This is a genomic window from Shimia sp. W99 (genome assembly GCF_053851455.3).
The window spans coordinates 489,890-506,222 of record NZ_JBSQBU020000001.1 but is presented as its reverse complement, the minus strand read 5'-3'; the positions used below and the strand labels follow the sequence as shown (position 1 = coordinate 506,222).

Here is a 16,333-nt window from a genome sequence, read left to right as displayed (position 1 = left end):
CGGCACCCATGTGCCGCCCTTCCCGAACTTGTTCTGCCCGGCGCGCAATGGCGCCGGAACATGCCTTAGAAGTGCACCGAACGCGCGCCTGCGGGTTTTTCCATCGGCGGCGCAAACTTGGTCAGGTCAATGCCTTCCACGGCCTGCTTGTATTCGTCCAGCGTCGGTGTACGGCCAAGAATGGCCGAAAGCACCACAACCGGGGTCGAGGCCAGAAGCGATTCACCTTTCTTGTCCGGCAGGTCCGCAACAACACGGCCCTGGAACAGGCGGGTCGAGGTGGCCAGAACGGTGTCGCCCTTTTCGGCCTTTTCCTGGTTGCCCATGCAGAGGCTACAGCCGGGGCGCTCGAGATAGAGAATGTTCTCATACTCGGTGCGGGCTTTGCTCTTGGGCATCAGATCGTCGAACTCGAAGCCCGAGTACTTCTGCAGGATGTCCCAGTCGCCCTCTTCTTTGAGCTCGTCGATGATGTTGTAGGTCGGAGCGGCCACAACCAGCGGCGCCTTGAACTCGACACTGCCCTGGGCTTTCTCGATGTTCTTCAGCATCTGGGCAACGATCTTGATGTCACCCTTGTGCACCATGCACGAGCCGACAAAGCCGAGATCGACCTGCTTGTCGCCGCCATAGAAGGAGACCGGGCGAATGGTGTCGTGGGTATAACGCTTGGACACGTCGGCGTTGTTCACGTCGGGATCGGCGATCATCGGCTCGTCAATGACGTCCAGATCAACCACAACTTCTGCGAAATACTTGGCGTTGTCATCCGGAGTCAGCGCAGGTTTTTCACCCGACTTGATTTCCGCGATACGCTTGTCCGCCTTGTCGATCAGGCCCTGCAGGGTCTTGGCTTCGTTGTCCATGCCCTTGTCGATCATGATCTGAATGCGCGACTTGGCCAGTTCCAGCGAACCGATCAGCGTGTCATCATTCGAGATACAGATCGAGGCTTTCGCCTTCATCTCTGCGGTCCAGTCAGTGAAGGTAAAGGCCTGGTCCGCCAGCAGTGTGCCGATATGAACTTCGATCACGCGGCCCTGGAACACGTTGTCGCCATGCTGCTTGAGCATCTGCGCCTGTGTGGCATGCACAACATCACGGAAGTCCATGTGGTCCTTCATGGTGCCCTTGAAAGTCACCTTGACCGATTCCGGGATCGGCATGGTGGCTTCGCCAGTGGCCAGCGCCAGAGCAACCGTGCCCGAGTCCGCGCCAAAGGCAACGCCCTTGGACATACGGGTGTGGCTATCGCCGCCGATGATGATGTCCCAATCCGACACGGTCAGGTCGTTCAGAACCTTGTGGATCACGTCGGTCATCGAGTGATACCGGTCCTTGGGGTCACGCGCGGTGATCAGGCCGAACTTGTTCATGAACGCCATCAGCTTGGGCGTGTTGGCCTGTGCCTTGAGATCCCAGACCGACGCGGTGTGACAGCCCGACTGATACGCTCCATCAACCGACGGCGAAATCACGGTGGCGGCCATTGCTTCGAGTTCCTGCGACGTCATCAGGCCGGTGGTGTCCTGCGAGCCAACGATGTTGACCTTCACACGCACGTCCGATCCGGCGTGCAAGGTCTTGCCCGGGGTGGCGCCACGCGCGTTCTTGTTGAAGATCTTTTCAACAGCGGTCAGGCCCTGCCCTTCGTGGCTGATCTCTTTCGACGGCGCAAAGGCCGATTTCAGTTCCTGGCCAAGGGTTTCTGCGGCAAATGTCTGCAGCTTCTTACCAAAGACCACGGCATAAGAACCGCCTGCCTTCATGAACTCGACCTTCTGCGGCGTGAAGGCGGCCGACACGTCAACCAGTTCCGTGTCACCTTCATAAAGCTTCTTGGTCTTGGTGTTGATGGTGAGAACCTTGCCGGTTTCCACCGAGTAGGCCTGCTCCAGAACCGGATCGCCGTTCTCGTCCGTCACTACATTGCCGTCAGCGTCGGTTTTCTTGACCCAGTTCTTGAGGTCGATACCGATACCACCGGTCACGCCGACGGTGGTCAGGAAGATCGGCGAGATACCGTTTGTGCCGGCCACGATCGGAGCATAGTTCACGAAGGGCACATAGGGGCTGGCCTGCTTACCAGTCCAGAGAGCCACGTTGTTGATGCCCGACATACGCGACGAACCCACACCCATCGTGCCTTTTTCCGCGATCAGCATCACGTGCTTGTCGGGATGCTGTGTTTTCAGCGCCTCGATCTCGGCCTGCGCGGTCTCGGAGATAAAGCACTTGCCGTGAAGCTCACGGTCGGAACGCGAATGCGCCTCGGCCCCGGGCGACAGAAGGTCGGTCGAGATATCGCCTTCGGCGGCGATATAGGTCACAACCTTGATCTCTTCATCAATGTCAGGAAGCTCGGTGAAGAACTCTGCCTTGGCATAGCTCTCCAGGATGTCCGTCGCGACGGCGTTGCCCGCTTTATGCGCGTCCGACAGACGGTCCATATCGGCTTCGTAGAGGAACACCTGGGTCTTCAGAACGGCGGCGGCCTGCGCAGCAATCGCCGCATCGTCACCAAGAGCCAGATCAAGCAGTACCTCGATCGACGGGCCACCTTTCATGTGTGACAGCAGCTCAAACGCGAATTCCGGGGTGATTTCCGCAACCACGGCGTCGCCCAGAATGATTTCTTTCAGAAAGGCCGCCTTTTCGCCTGCAGCACTCGTGGTGCCGGGCAGCGTGTTATAGATAAAGAAGTTCAGCGAGGCTGCGCGGTGCTCGTTCGCTTCATCCTTGATCTGGGCCACAAGCTCTTTGACAAGCGCGCCGTCATCAATCGGCTTCGGGTGCAGTCCCTGCTCTTTACGAGCGTCAATTTCTTTAAGGTAGTCGGTATACAAGCTCATGGCGTTCCCAGCGATTTTGAGTTGGCTTTTGCGAGAGCGCCGGGACAGAGATTCCCCCCAAAAACCCGGCACTCACTGTATTTGTATGCCGCGGTATACTAAAAAAGGACACATTGCAAGTACGACGACCCGTGCGTAATGCCCCACCTTACAACCGGACACTCTCGATCCCTGTGCTTGGTAAGCTATTAAGGTGCGCTTGGCATGCCCAATTAGCGCCAATAAGGTGTGAGAAAACGTCCCATCCTCCGAAGGGAAAGTTTCGGAAAATGAAAACGGGCGCTCAACCTTTTCAGGGAGCGCCCGCTGGAAATGATGGTGGGTGATAAGAGATTTGAACTCCTGACATCTTCGATGTGAACGAAGCGCTCTACCACTGAGCTAATCACCCGATGACGGGCTGTTTAGCGTTACTCCGCTGCGTCTGCAAGAGGGGCGGACGCACTTTCTTGGACGGCATCTAGGGATGCATTGTCCTTGCGCCGCACCCGCGTGATCAGAACTTTTCCACCGGAAATTTCCTTTTGTTTGTGCACTTTGACCTTGCCCAACGGCTGCAGGTTCAACGGGCGTCCATCCGCAAGCGCCTCGCCCAAAACCGCAAGCATCGCTTCGATCGTCGGTTTCGCAAAGCGTTTCTTGATGCCGGAACGATCCACCACGGCCTCGATAAGCTCTTTCTTCTTGAGCTCTGCCCCGGCAACAACGACCGTCGGCTCAGAAGCGACCACAGTTGCGTCTGGCGCGGCTTTGGGTGCCGTCGTCGCTTTCTTCGCACGGCTCGTGGTGCTGCGGGTTGTTTTCTTGGCGGTTGCCGGTTTGCGAGTCGTGCTCGACTTGCGAGTGGTGGCCATGGGTGCCTCTGATCTATTGCTTCGTTTGTTGCTCGATTGGAAACAGCCTAGCAGTGTGCCGCTGACAAAGCCACCCTAGCCCGCAAAATCTTGCCAAGATGGTAACAAGAGCCACAATATGTGCGCAAAGAAAAGGCGCGCACCAATCCCTTGATGCACGCCTCCGCATGAGTTCATATTCGGATCAATGCGCCGTGGCGCCGGCCCCCTTGTCCGATGCCATTGCGGCAGCGGCGGCTTCCTCGGCGGCTTCGTCCCATTCCACCGGCTCCGGCTCTGCCACCAGCGCCAGCTTCAGGACTTCGGAGACATGCGTGACGGGAATGATCTTAAGACCGTCCTTCACGTTGTCCGGGATATCGGCCAGATCCTTTTCGTTTTCTTCCGGGATCAGCACCGTCTTGATACCTCCACGTAGCGCCGCCAGCAGCTTTTCCTTCAGACCGCCAATTGGCATCGCGTTGCCGCGCAAGGACACCTCGCCCGTCATCGCAATATCCTTGCGTACCGGAATGCCGGTCAGGACCGAGACAATCGACGTCACCATGGCAAGACCTGCCGAGGGACCATCCTTGGGCGTCGCGCCATCGGGCACGTGCACGTGGATGTCGATCTTGTCGAACAACGGCGGCTTCACCCCGATCTGCGGGCTGATCGAACGCACATAGGAAGACGCCGCATCAATCGACTCTTTCATGACGTCGCCCAGCTTGCCGGTGGTCTTCATCCGCCCCTTGCCGGGCAGCTTCAGCGCCTCGATATGAAGCAGGTCGCCGCCGACGCTGGTCCATGCCAGCCCGGTGACAACGCCCACCTGGTCCGATTGCTCGGCCAACCCGTAGCGGAATTTCTTCACGCCCAGGAAATCGTCGAGGTTTTCCTCGGTCACAACCACCTTTTCCACGTCCCCGCGCACGATCTGCGTCACCGCTTTACGGGTCAGCTTGGCAATCTCGCGCTCAAGGTTACGCACCCCGGCTTCGCGGGTATAGCGGCGGATCATTTCCGTCAGCGCCCCATCGGTCAGCTCGAATTCGCCCTTTTTCAGGCCGTGGTTTTTGACCTGTTTATCCAGCAGATGCTGCTTGGCGATCTCAAGCTTTTCATCCTCGGTGTAACCGGCGAGCGAAATGATCTCCATCCGGTCCAGAAGCGGGCCCGGCATGTTGTAGCTGTTCGCCGTGGTCAGGAACATCACGTTCGACAGGTCGTATTCCACCTCAAGATAGTGGTCCACGAACGTGCCGTTCTGTTCCGGGTCCAGCACTTCAAGCATGGCCGAGGCCGGATCGCCGCGGAAGTCCTGCCCCATCTTGTCGATCTCGTCGAGCAGGATGAGCGGGTTCGTGGTCTTGGCCTTTTTCAGCGCCTGAATGATCTTGCCGGGCATCGAGCCGATATAGGTCCGGCGGTGGCCGCGAATTTCGCTTTCATCCCGCACGCCGCCAAGGCTGATCCGGATGAACTCGCGCCCCGTCGCCTTGGCCACGGATTTGCCCAGCGAGGTCTTACCCACGCCCGGAGGGCCAACAAGGCAAAGGATCGGGCCCTTGAGCTTGGCCGAGCGCTGCTGCACCGCGAGGTATTCGACAATGCGTTCCTTGACCTTCTCCAGACCATAATGATCCGCATCCAGCACGCCCTGCGCCTTGTTCAGGTCCTTCTTGACCCGGCCTTTCTTGCCCCACGGAATGCTCAACATCCAGTCGAGGTAGTTGCGCACAACCGTGGCCTCGGCGCTCATCGGCGACATGTTCTTGAGCTTCTTCAGCTCGGCGTCGGCCTTTTCCTTGGCTTCTTTTGAAAGCTTGGTCTTGGCGATTTTTTCTTCGAGTTCGGCAATTTCGCCTTCGCCCTCTTCGCCGTCACCCAGCTCCTTCTGAATGGCCTTCATCTGCTCATTCAGGTAATATTCGCGCTGGGTCTTCTCCATCTGGGACTTGACCCGTGTCTTGATCTTTTTCTCGACCTGCAGAACGCTCATTTCGCCCTGCATCAGGCCATAGACCTTCTCAAGACGTTCGCTCACGGACAGCGTTTCCAGAAGCTCCTGCTTCTGCGCCACTTCGATGCCCAGATGCCCGGCCACAAGGTCCGCCAGCCGTGCAGGTTCGGTGGTCTCCGCCACGGCGCTCAGCGCCTCTTCCGGGATGTTCTTCTTGACCTTGGCGTAACGCTCGAACTCGTCTGACACGGTGCGCAGCAGCGCTTCGATCGTGGCCGCATCCCCCGGAAGTTCCGACAGGTACTCCGCACGCGCCTCGAAATAAGACTCGTTTTCGATGAATTCGGTGATCTGCACGCGGCTCTGACCCTCGACCAACACTTTCACCGTGCCGTCGGGCAGCTTCAAAAGCTGCAGCACATTGGCCAGAACGCCCGAAGTATAGATGCTTTCGGCATCCGGATCGTCTTCGCTGGGGTCAATCTGGCTCGACAGCAGGATCTGCTTGTCGTCACCCATGACCTCTTCCAACGCCCGCACCGATTTTTCGCGCCCTACGAAAAGCGGCACGATCATGTGCGGAAATACCACGATATCCCGCAAAGGCAGGACCGGGTAGGAAGTGTTGAGAGGCTCTTGCATGCTCTGTCCTTGTTCTTGGCAAAACGGCACTGGTCCCGCTTGGCGGCAACCCATGGGCCGTTTCCGTTTCCTGGTAACCAAAGCTGGGGTGGCGAAGCCTGTTTTTCAACCGTACCACTGCTTTGACAAACCGTGGCAACAAACATACTGGCCCCGTCAGGCGCTGCAAGGCACGATTGCGCCGAATTGCACATGTCGCGCCCGCCGCGCTTGCCAAACACGACTGTCTCCAATTGATGACGCGTGCCCTCGCCAAGGGGATGTCAAAACGCGCACTGTCGGCATTCCTGCGCTTTCACAATTGGTTGAAAACACCGTTGTTCGCTGAATTGGGCACCGTCCTGCCACGCGTGCGTTCGATCCAGCGAACCATGCCACCGAGACATTATGATGCCCGGAACAGCGCAGAGGATCTCAAGGCACAGCGCGACACCATTCACGTTACTGCGCGGCAGACCGATCTGACCATCACGATTCGCGCGCAGCGAGTCGCCGAAGCGCGGGCCATGAATGCCTCTCACCACCTACTCCGAATGCGTCGCAACCTAATCTGCGTTCCGCTCCCGGGCTTCACGTCTGGCCCAATACACTGCCAACACCATGGCCAGCACGCCAAAGACGAAGAAGATCATACTGGTGCCCTGAACACCCATCCACGAAGTGATCGCCATCACGACAAAGAAGAACGCCGAAAAGATGATCATGCGGAACTTCATTTCCCGCGCCGAAGTCTTTCGGAATACCGCCATGTTGGCCTCCTGCTATCCTGATCGCCGGGACAGGTTATTCCCTTGATTTGGTCCTGTCATGCTCCGTTGGGACTCTCTCTGGGGATCATGCCGAAGAAACGAACGCTCAGGCAGGCCATCGGCCCTGAAACACGTTGGTCCAATCAATCAGTCCAATTGGGGATTGCGCTCCCGCTGTCAGAGTTACAGTGGCTCAATATCGCCCTCTGCCCGCCGAGCGTGGAAATCCGCCTCCCAGGCATCAAAAGAATCGGCTGCAATCGCCTCTCTCATCCCAGCCATGATTTCCTGGAAATAATGCAGGTTGTGCCACGTCAGAAGCATGCCTGAAATCATCTCGTTGGCCCGAAATACATGATGCAGATAGGCGCGCGAATAATTGGCACAGGCCGGACAGGTGCAGGCCTCATCCAAGGGGCGCGGATCATCGGCATGGCGTGCATTCTTGATGTTGACCACCCCGTGCCGCGTGAACACCTGTCCCGTACGCCCCGAACGGGAGGGCAGCACGCAATCCATCATGTCGATACCGCGTTTGACCGCGCCGACGATGTCGTCGGGCTTGCCCACCCCCATCAGGTAGCGCGGCTTGTCTTCGGGCAGGAAACCGGGCGCATAATCGAGACAGTCGAACATGGCCGTCTGCCCTTCCCCAACGGCCAGACCACCCACTGCGTAGCCCTCGAATCCGATCGCCTTGAGCGCCTCCGCACTTTCTTCGCGCAGGTCTTTTTCAAGACCACCCTGCATGATCCCGAAGAGCGCGTGCCCCGGTCGATCCCCAAAGGCCTCCCGCGAGCGTTCCGCCCAGCGCATTGACAGGCGCATCGAGTCCGCGATGCGATCCCGATCGGCAGGCAATGCCGGACATTCGTCAAAGCACATGACGATGTCGCTGCCCAAAAGCCGCTGGATCTCCATTGAACGTTCCGGGGTCAGTTCGTGCTTGGACCCGTCGATATGCGATTTGAAGGTCACGCCCTTCTCGGTGAGCTTGCGCAACCCGGCAAGCGACATCACCTGAAAGCCCCCGGAATCGGTCAGGATCGGACGCTCCCAGTTCATGAACTTGTGCAGCCCTCCAAGCCGGTCGATCCGTTCGGCCGTAGGGCGCAGCATCAGGTGATAGGTATTTCCCAAAAGGATATCCGCCCCAGTTGCCCGCACACTTTCAGGCATCATCGCCTTGACCGTCGCCGCTGTACCTACAGGCATGAAAGCCGGGGTACGCACTTCGCCACGGGGCGTGGAAATCACACCGGTTCGGGCCTTGCCATCGGTGGCCTTGAGTTCAAAGGAGATCTTGACCGACATCGCGTTCCCGCCCTGCATCTTTCGTTGATCGCAGCCTTTTGCGCCAATTGCCGTCTTTTGCCAAGCCCGCCTGCCGCCAAATTCATGCCGCTTTCGGGCGCGAACCTCCCTGCGCCATGGCATTCGCTGGACATCTTGGATATTGATCTCACCATGAATTCCACGCTCCGTTTCTCAGTGTTTGCCATCTTCCTGCTGTGGACGTCAGGACTGGCGGCCGCGGCGCAGTTCGCAAAGATCGCAGTCCCTTTCGATATCCTTCAGGCAACGACCTACCCGCAGGCGGGCAACGCCGCTGGGTGGCTCTTGACCCTGATCAGCGCGCTTGGGGCCGTCTTGGGTATGGTCGCGGGAACTCTGGTCGGGCAAATTGGCAGCTTGCGCATACTCGTTGCATCCTTGGCTCTGGGAGCAGCCTGTTCGGTCTGGCAGGCGACCTTGCCTTCCCTTCCGGTCATGATGTTGTCGCGTCTGGTCGAAGGTCTCTCCCACCTGGGCATCGTCGTAGCAGCACCAACCCTCATCGCCGAGCTCAGCCCCGACCGAATACGTGGGGCAGCGCTGTCGCTCTGGAGCACGTTCTTTGGTGTTAGTTTTGCACTTACCGCATGGTTCGGCTTGCCACTGGTTCAATCGGCCGGAATCGAAGCGCTGTTTTTGGTGCACTCTGCGATCATGGCACTGCTCGCCATTGGCCTGTTCCTGATCCTGAAGCGCGTCGTTCCCCAGGCGGGGATCCGTCCATCGCTGTCCCTGCGCCGCATCATGCGGGAGCACGCACAATCCTATGGCTCCCCCTATATCTCCGCCGCCTCGCTTGGATGGATCTTCTATACGCTCACCTTTGTCTCGCTCCTGACCCTGTTGCCGCCACTCCTGCCTTTCGAAACGCGTGCGGCAATCACGGGCGCAATGCCACTGGCAAGCATCACCGTGTCGCTTCTGTGCGTCCCCTTACTGCTCACGCGGATCGCAGCCACTCGTCTGGTTTCACTCGGCTTCTTGCTTGCCGTGCTGGTGTTGGTCCTTTTGCCACTTGGCGTACCAGTCGGGGCGGTGGCCATTGCCCTCTTTGCCATGCTTGGTCTGGTACAGGGGGCAACCTTTGCCTCTGTTCCCCAGTTGAACGCCTCTTTGGAAACCCGTGCTCTTGCCAATGGAACGCTCGCCCAAATGGGAAATATCGGAAATCTTTTCGGAACACCGATCCTGCTGACCGTCTTGATCCAAGGTGGCGCCCCCCTCGCCTTCACCTGCATCGCCGTCATTTATGCTTTGGGTGCAGCGGTTCACGCTTATCTTGGCCTGATCCGCCGCAGGCAGGGCAGAACTCAAGGCCCCTGAACCTGCCAAGGCTCATGCTGGCCCTATCAGAAAACACGAGACAGTCAGGCCATTTCGCGCCATACCGGCTTGAAGATGATGGCCTCATCCCTCATTTGCCTATTGGCGTGTACGACAGTGGAGAGCAAATTATGCCCGAAGACCTTTTCCTTGACCTTCTGTCCGGCAATCTCGTTCTGATCCTCGGGGCTGTTTTCCTCATCCTGATCGTCCTCAAGGGCGTGAAGATCGTGCCGCAATCCGAAAAATTCGTGATCGAACGCTTTGGACGGCTGCACGCGGTGCTTGGGCCGGGCATTAACTTTATCGTTCCATTTCTGGATGTTGCACGTCACAAAATTTCGATTCTCGAACGCCAGCTGCCCACAATGAGCCAGGACGCGATCACCTCGGACAACGTGCTCTTACAGGTGGACACTTCGGTCTTCTACCGCATCATCCAACCGGAAAAGACGGTTTACCGTATCCGCGACGTGGACGCGGCAATTGCAACCACCGTTGCCGGGATCGTGCGGGCCGAGATCGGCAAGATGGAACTGGACGAGGTGCAATCGAACCGCGCACAGCTGACCTCTGCCATCAAAGCCTCTGTCGAAGACGCCGTGGATGACTGGGGGATCGAGGTGACGCGCTCGGAAATCCTTGATGTAAATCTCGACGCCGCCACCCGCGAAGCGATGCTGCAACAGCTGAACGCCGAACGCGCCCGCCGCGCGCAAGTGACCGAGGCCGAGGGCTCCAAGCGTGCCGTGGAACTAAACGCCGACGCCCAACTTTATGCCGCCGAACAGATTGCCAAGGCGCGTCGCATTCAGGCCGACGCAGAAGCCTATGCGACCGAGGTTGTGGCCAAGGCGATCCGTGAAAACGGCATCGAGGCCGCGCAATACCAGGTGGCCCTGAAACAGGTCGAGGCACTGAACAGCCTTGGTGCCGGACAGGGGCAGCAAACCATCATTGTTCCCGCACAGGCGCTTGAAGCGTTTGGCGACGCGTTCAAAATGCTGAAGGGAACCGGCAAATGAATGAACTCCTTTCAACCTGGTGGGTGTGGCTGGCCTTTGCGCTGGTGCTCGCGATTCTCGAAGTCCTCGTGCCGGGCTTTGTGTTTCTGGGCTTTGCGATTGCGGCGGCGATTGTCGGCCTGATGGTGTTGGGGCCTGCGTCCCTTTTGTCCATTCCCATGCTGCTCCTGATCTTTGCGGCGCTTTCGCTTGCCGCTTGGCTGCTGCTACGCCGCTTTTTTGCGTTACCAAAAGGGCAGGTCAAAACCTTCGATCACGATATCAACGATTGAACCGGACATTCCCGCACGACAAAGCCTATAAAAGGACCTCGCTCCACAAGGGGTGATTCTGCCTGTCAGCCAAGGAAACCGTTTGATGAGCGATACCGATCAAAGCCAGTACGACCCGGAAGCCCCCACCGCCGACGGCGGCAGCCAGATATTGCGCTTTGGTTGGGAGGAATGGGTCGGCCTGCCGGATCTCGGTCTGCCCGCGCTCAAGTGCAAGGTCGATACCGGCGCACGCACCTCTTCCCTGCACGCCTTTGACATTGAGACATTTGGTCCCAAGAACGCGCCGAAAGTCCGTTTTGCCGTGCACCCCATTCCGGGGCGCGACGATCTCGTGATCCCCTGTTCCGCCGATATCATTGACCGGCGCACCGTCACATCCTCCAATGGCGAGAGCGAAGAGCGCTACGTGATCAGCTCGACCCTCGTCGTCGGCCACGAAGCCTGGCCGATCGAACTGACCCTGACCAACCGCCTGGGCATGGCCAGCCACATGCTTTTGGGCCGCGAGGCGTTGCGCGATCACATCTCGATTGTTGCCACGGACCGGTTCTGCCAGCCGGAACTGAGCTATGACGTCTACCATTCCACCTCCATGCGCAAGGACGCCCCCAAACGCGCCCTGCGCATCGCCGTGCTGTCACGTGAAGACAACTACTCGACCCGCCGCCTTGTGGAAGAAGGGGAAAAGCGGGGCCATTCCGTCGAGGTGATCGACACCACCCGTTGTTATATGGCGATCAACTCGAAGAACCCCGAAGTGCATTACGACGGCAAGCGCCTGCCCCGTTATGACGCCGTGATCCCGCGTATCGGGGCGTCGATCACGCCCTATGGCACCGCGGTGATCCGCCAGTTCGAGACCATCGGAACCTATTGTGTGAACGGTTCCGCAGGCATCACCGCCAGCCGTGACAAACTGCACGCCCATCAGGTTCTATCGCGCCACCGCATCGACATGCCGGTCACGGCCTTTGCCAACTCGCCCAAGGACACGCGCAACCTGATCGACCTCGTCGGGTCCGCCCCGCTGATCGTCAAGCTTCTGGAAAGCACCCAGGGCAAAGGGGTCGTGCTCGCCGAAACCAAGAAGGCCGCCGAATCCGTGATCTCCGCGTTTCGTGGTCTCAAGGCCAACTTCCTTGTACAGCAATTCGTCAAGGAAGCAGCTGGCGAAGACCTGCGCTGCCTCGTGATCGGCAACAAGGTTGTCGGCGCCATGCTGCGCACCGGGGCCGAGGGCGATTTCCGCTCGAACCTGCATCAGGGCGGCACAGCGCGCGCCGCGCGCATCTCCAAGGCCGAACGCGACGCCGCGCTTAAGGCGGCCAAGGCGTTTGGACTGAACCTTGCCGGGGTCGACCTGCTGCGCAGCTCCGAAGGACCCAAAGTGCTCGAGGTGAACTCATCCCCCGGGTTGGAAGGCATCGAGAAAGCGACCAAGCGCAACCAGGTGGAAAAACTCTACGAAGAGATCGAGCTGCGCGTCCGCCCCGCCCCGGTGCGCCGCCGCAAGTCCGCCAAATGACTGCGAGCAGGTCTCGCCCGGAATACGCACAAGGGTGTCATCGGCAAAATGCCTCGTTTCGGCCTCTGGACCTCGCCCGGCATATTCCCTATATGAACACTCAGGAATGACGCAGGACATGACATGACCCAGGCACCAGACCCCGTAGAAGGCACTCCCCTGATTGCCCCCTCCAGCACGGATCACCCCCTGCACGAGCAGGCGGTCGAAGCCTGTCGGAGCGTCTATGACCCTGAGATTCCGGTCAATATCTATGACCTTGGGCTTGTCTACACGATCGAGATTTCCGAAGAAAACGATGTGCACATCATCATGACCCTCACCGCGCCGGGTTGTCCGGTGGCGGGCGAAATGCCCGGCTGGGTTCAAGAAGCCGTGGCAGGCGTGGCCGGCGTGCGCAACGTCACGGTTGAACTGGTCTGGTCGCCTCCGTGGGGCATGGAGATGATGTCCGACGAAGCCCGGCTTGAACTCGGCTTTATGTAAAACCGTTACCCAAGCATCATCATTCCTTTACCGGGCTGCCAAGGCCCCGTCATATTGGCACGACAAGACACGGACATTATTCCAACTTATGGGAGTGTCCGCAGATGTTGCGCACTATTCTTCTCACTGGCCTTGCCATCGCCCCGATCCCGGCGCTTGCTGCCGAGGTCGAACTGGGCCCCCGCCCCTATTACCTGATTGACCAGATGCAGGACGGCCCGCTGAAACAGCGGCTGGAATCCTGCAAGGACATGACGATGAAGCCGCACCCCTTTTCCATCGGGCACCGTGGTGCGCCGCTGATGTTCCCCGAACACACCATCGAATCCAATCGTGCGGCGGCCCGCATGGGGGCCGGCATTCTCGAATGCGATGTAACGTTCACCAAGGACAAAGAACTGGTCTGCCGTCACGCCCAGAACGACCTGCACACCACCACCAATATCCTTGCCACCGATCTGGCCGACAAATGCACCGCAGAGTTCTCTCCAGCCAATGGTGACAGCAAGGCCAGCGCCGAATGCCGCACCTCGGACATCACCTTGGCCGAGTTTCGTAGCCTGAACGGCAAGATGGACGCCGCCGACAAATCGGCCACCACCGTCACGGCCTACCTTGACGGCACAGCTGGCTGGCGCACCGATCTTTACGCCACCAAAGGCACGCTGATGACCCACGCCGAATCGATCGCCCTGTTCCGCGATCTCGGCGCCAAATTCACGCCCGAACTGAAAAGCCCCTCGGTCGAAATGCCTTTCGATGGCTTCACCCAGGCCGACTATGCCCAGAAGCTGATCGACGAATACAAGGCCGCTGGCATTCCCGCCTCGGATGTCTGGGCCCAGTCGTTCAACCTTGAAGACGTGCTATACTGGATTGAAAACGAACCGGAATTCGGAAAACAGGCCGTCTTTCTGGACGCATCCTACAATCTCGAAGGCTTCAATCCCAACGACGCCGCGACCTTCCCCTATGACTTTGCCGACCTCAAGGCCAAGGGCGTCAATTACATCGCTCCGCCAATGTGGATGCTGGTCGCCGTCGAACATGACAGGATTGTCCCCTCGGCCTATGCAAAGGCCGCCAACGACGCCGGCCTCAAGCTGATCACCTGGACCCTTGAACGCTCCGGTCCGCTCGCCAATGGCGGCGGCTGGTACTTCCAGTCGCTCAAGGATGTCACCAGCAACGACGCGATGTATTTCGAACTGCTGCATGTTCTGACACAGGACGTCGGCATCGAAGGCATGTTCTCGGACTGGCCCGCCACCGTGACCTACTACGCCAACTGCCTCCTTTCCGACGCCTCCTAACCTGGAAACACGGCAAACACGCCCCGCCGCATTTTCGGCGGGGCGACCTTGATACCTCCGCAATCCTGACCTATTTTGTCATGGAAACGCGAGGAAATAACCCCATGTTCGGTATCCCCGGAAAACAGGCCGTTACCATCACCCCGGCCGCCGCTGCGCAAATCCGCAAGCTGATGGACAAGGACGGACATGCCGGCCTGCGCATCGGTGTGAAAAAGGGCGGCTGTGCGGGCATGGAATACACCATGGACTACGTCAACGAGACCGACCCTCATGACGAGGTGGTCGAACAGGACGGCGCCCGCGTGATGATCGCCCCCATGGCCCAGATGTTTCTTTTCGGGACCGAGATCGACTACCACGTATCCCTGCTGGAATCCGGGTTCAAGTTCAACAACCCGAACGTGGCCGATGCCTGCGGTTGCGGTGAATCGATCAAGTTCAAGGACGTCGACGAACTGGCCGAGGAACAGGCCGCCGAACAGGCCACCGAACAGGCCACGGGCGCCCCGCCCCGTCTGGGCTGATCCACCCCCTTGACCTCGTTCACATCAGCACTCAAAACCGTTCAAACAATATTTGAACGATGAGGGTTGAACATGCGTCGCAAACTGGCCGCCGGGAACTGGAAAATGAACGGTCTGGGCGATGCCCTCGTCGAATTGCGCACCTTGGCCGACGCTCCCGCGCCAAACGAGACTGATATCCTGATCTGCCCCCCGGCGACGCTTCTCTCCCGCGCTGCCGACGCTGTCCGCGATAGCGCCATTGCCCTTGGTGGACAGGATTGCCACGCCAATGGGTCGGGGGCGCATACCGGCGAGATTTCCGCCGAAATGCTGCGCGACGCCGGAGCCAGCGCGGTGATCCTCGGCCATTCCGAACGCCGCGAAGACCACGACGAACACGACGAAGACGTACGCGCCAAGGCCCGCGCCGCCTGGGCGGCCGGACTGACCGCGATTGTTTGCATGGGCGAAAGCCTTGCCCAACGCGAGGCCGACAACACGCTCGACATCATCGGCGGCCAGCTGGCCGGGTCGATCCCCGACAACGCAACCGGCGAAAATCTCGTTGTCGCCTATGAACCGATCTGGGCGATTGGCACGGGCCGGGTTCCGACGATCGCCCAGATCGGCGAAGTGCATGATTTCATCCGCGCCCGCCTCGAACGCCGCTTCGGCCCCGGCGTGGGGCGATCCGTGCGCCTGCTCTATGGCGGTTCGGTCAAGCCGGACAATGCCTCCGAAATCTTCTCGGTGCCGAATGTCGACGGCGCCCTCGTGGGCGGCGCCAGCCTGAAAGCGAACGATTTCCGCGCCATCATTGACGCGCTCTCCGCCGCCTGACCCCCAATAGGTCGTTTTTTTTCCCGTTTCCGTCCCGCCCGGACATGCACCGGGCCTCGAGGTTCCGCAGGCTGTTGCCGACCACCGGGGGAAACATGACAACAAACGGACATTGCTTGTGCGGTCAAACCCTCTGGGAATTTGACGGCGACGCGACTTGGTCCTGCTATTGCCATTGCGACGACTGCCGTCGCAATTGTGCGGCACCGCTCGTCGCCTGGGTCGGCGTTCCGCTTTGTCAGTTCCGCTGGACCGGCGCGGCGCCCAAAACACGGGAAAGCTCTCCTGGCGTCTACCGCCACTTCTGCGCTTCCTGCGGCTCACCGATGGCATTCGAAGCCGACCACTACGCGGGCGGCATGCATCTCTACGCGGCCTCTCTGGAAGACCCCGAGCACTTCTCCCCGACATTCCATGTCAACTATCAAAGCAAACTGCCCTGGCTGGAGATCTCGGACAGCTTGCCGAAATACGAAGGCACCCTCCTCCACGCTCCCAAGGATCTTGGTGAGCTTTCTTGCTGACCCGCAATTTCCTTTTGCCAGAAATATCCCGGGGGAGTTGTCGCTTGCGACGACGGGGGCAGCGCCCCCAACCTCCACGGCAAAAAAACGGCCCCCGCAAATCTGCAGGGGCCGCTTCTTTTTCGCTCATCACCAA

At 59.2% G+C, this 16,333-nt stretch carries 14 protein-coding genes and 1 tRNA gene; 9 read left to right on the top strand and 6 right to left on the bottom strand.

Features of this window, described 5'->3' with window-relative positions; all coding sequences use genetic code 11:
* Nucleotides 1-65 precede the first annotated feature (65 nt).
* The 6 genes from ACS3QZ_RS02420 to tgt form a co-directional block, all read right to left on the bottom strand.
* Nucleotides 66-2,852: a bifunctional aconitate hydratase 2/2-methylisocitrate dehydratase gene (locus ACS3QZ_RS02420; RefSeq protein ID WP_456036404.1), complete on the bottom strand. Its 2,787-nt coding sequence runs from the start codon at nt 2,850-2,852 to the stop codon at nt 66-68.
* Nucleotides 2,853-3,168: 316 nt separating this feature from the next.
* Nucleotides 3,169-3,243 (bottom strand) — tRNA-Val (locus ACS3QZ_RS02415).
* A 19-nt stretch (nt 3,244-3,262) separates the two neighbouring features.
* Nucleotides 3,263-3,706 carry an HU family DNA-binding protein gene (locus ACS3QZ_RS02410; protein ID WP_456036403.1) on the bottom strand — a complete coding sequence of 148 codons (444 nt, stop codon included), beginning with the start codon at nt 3,704-3,706 and terminating at the stop codon, nt 3,263-3,265.
* Nucleotides 3,707-3,890: 184 nt separating this feature from the next.
* Entirely contained in the window at nt 3,891-6,293 is a 2,403-nt protein-coding gene (lon, locus tag ACS3QZ_RS02405) for an endopeptidase La (RefSeq protein ID WP_456036402.1), read from the bottom strand.
* A 545-nt stretch (nt 6,294-6,838) separates the two neighbouring features.
* Nucleotides 6,839-7,042, bottom strand: coding sequence for a hypothetical protein (locus ACS3QZ_RS02400; RefSeq protein ID WP_456036401.1), 204 nt, complete (start codon nt 7,040-7,042; stop codon nt 6,839-6,841).
* A 183-nt stretch (nt 7,043-7,225) separates the two neighbouring features.
* Entirely contained in the window at nt 7,226-8,356 is a 1,131-nt protein-coding gene (tgt, locus tag ACS3QZ_RS02395) for a tRNA guanosine(34) transglycosylase Tgt (protein WP_456036400.1), read from the bottom strand.
* A gap of 153 nt (nt 8,357-8,509) precedes the next feature.
* Between tgt and ACS3QZ_RS02390 the strand changes: the two genes are divergently transcribed.
* From ACS3QZ_RS02390 to ACS3QZ_RS02350, 9 genes are all read left to right on the top strand, one after another.
* On the top strand, nt 8,510-9,700 hold the full coding sequence (locus ACS3QZ_RS02390) for an MFS transporter (protein WP_456036399.1): 1,191 nt from the start codon (nt 8,510-8,512) through the stop codon (nt 9,698-9,700).
* A gap of 131 nt (nt 9,701-9,831) precedes the next feature.
* Nucleotides 9,832-10,725 (top strand): SPFH domain-containing protein, encoded by an 894-nt coding sequence (locus tag ACS3QZ_RS02385; protein ID WP_456036398.1) that lies wholly within the window; start codon nt 9,832-9,834, stop codon nt 10,723-10,725.
* Nucleotides 10,722-10,997 carry an NfeD family protein gene (locus ACS3QZ_RS02380; protein ID WP_456036397.1) on the top strand — a complete coding sequence of 92 codons (276 nt, stop codon included), beginning with the start codon at nt 10,722-10,724 and terminating at the stop codon, nt 10,995-10,997. Before ACS3QZ_RS02385 ends, ACS3QZ_RS02380 begins: the two co-directional genes overlap by 4 nt.
* Nucleotides 10,998-11,082: 85 nt before the next feature.
* Nucleotides 11,083-12,525, top strand: coding sequence for a 30S ribosomal protein S6--L-glutamate ligase (gene rimK / locus ACS3QZ_RS02375; RefSeq protein WP_456036396.1), 1,443 nt, complete (start codon nt 11,083-11,085; stop codon nt 12,523-12,525).
* Between the two features lie 123 nt (nt 12,526-12,648).
* Nucleotides 12,649-13,011: an SUF system Fe-S cluster assembly protein gene (locus ACS3QZ_RS02370; protein ID WP_093092792.1), complete on the top strand. Its 363-nt coding sequence runs from the start codon at nt 12,649-12,651 to the stop codon at nt 13,009-13,011.
* Nucleotides 13,012-13,115: 104 nt separating this feature from the next.
* The gene (locus ACS3QZ_RS02365; RefSeq protein ID WP_456036395.1) at nt 13,116-14,324 is read left to right on the top strand and encodes a glycerophosphodiester phosphodiesterase family protein; all 1,209 of its coding nucleotides are present in this window, start codon (nt 13,116-13,118) and stop codon (nt 14,322-14,324) included.
* A 104-nt stretch (nt 14,325-14,428) separates the two neighbouring features.
* Nucleotides 14,429-14,851: a HesB/IscA family protein gene (locus ACS3QZ_RS02360; RefSeq protein WP_456036394.1), complete on the top strand. Its 423-nt coding sequence runs from the start codon at nt 14,429-14,431 to the stop codon at nt 14,849-14,851.
* Between the two features lie 72 nt (nt 14,852-14,923).
* Nucleotides 14,924-15,673, top strand: coding sequence for a triose-phosphate isomerase (gene tpiA, locus ACS3QZ_RS02355; RefSeq protein ID WP_456036393.1), 750 nt, complete (start codon nt 14,924-14,926; stop codon nt 15,671-15,673).
* Between the two features lie 95 nt (nt 15,674-15,768).
* Nucleotides 15,769-16,197, top strand: coding sequence for a GFA family protein (locus ACS3QZ_RS02350; protein ID WP_456036392.1), 429 nt, complete (start codon nt 15,769-15,771; stop codon nt 16,195-16,197).
* Nucleotides 16,198-16,333: the final 136 nt, after the last annotated feature.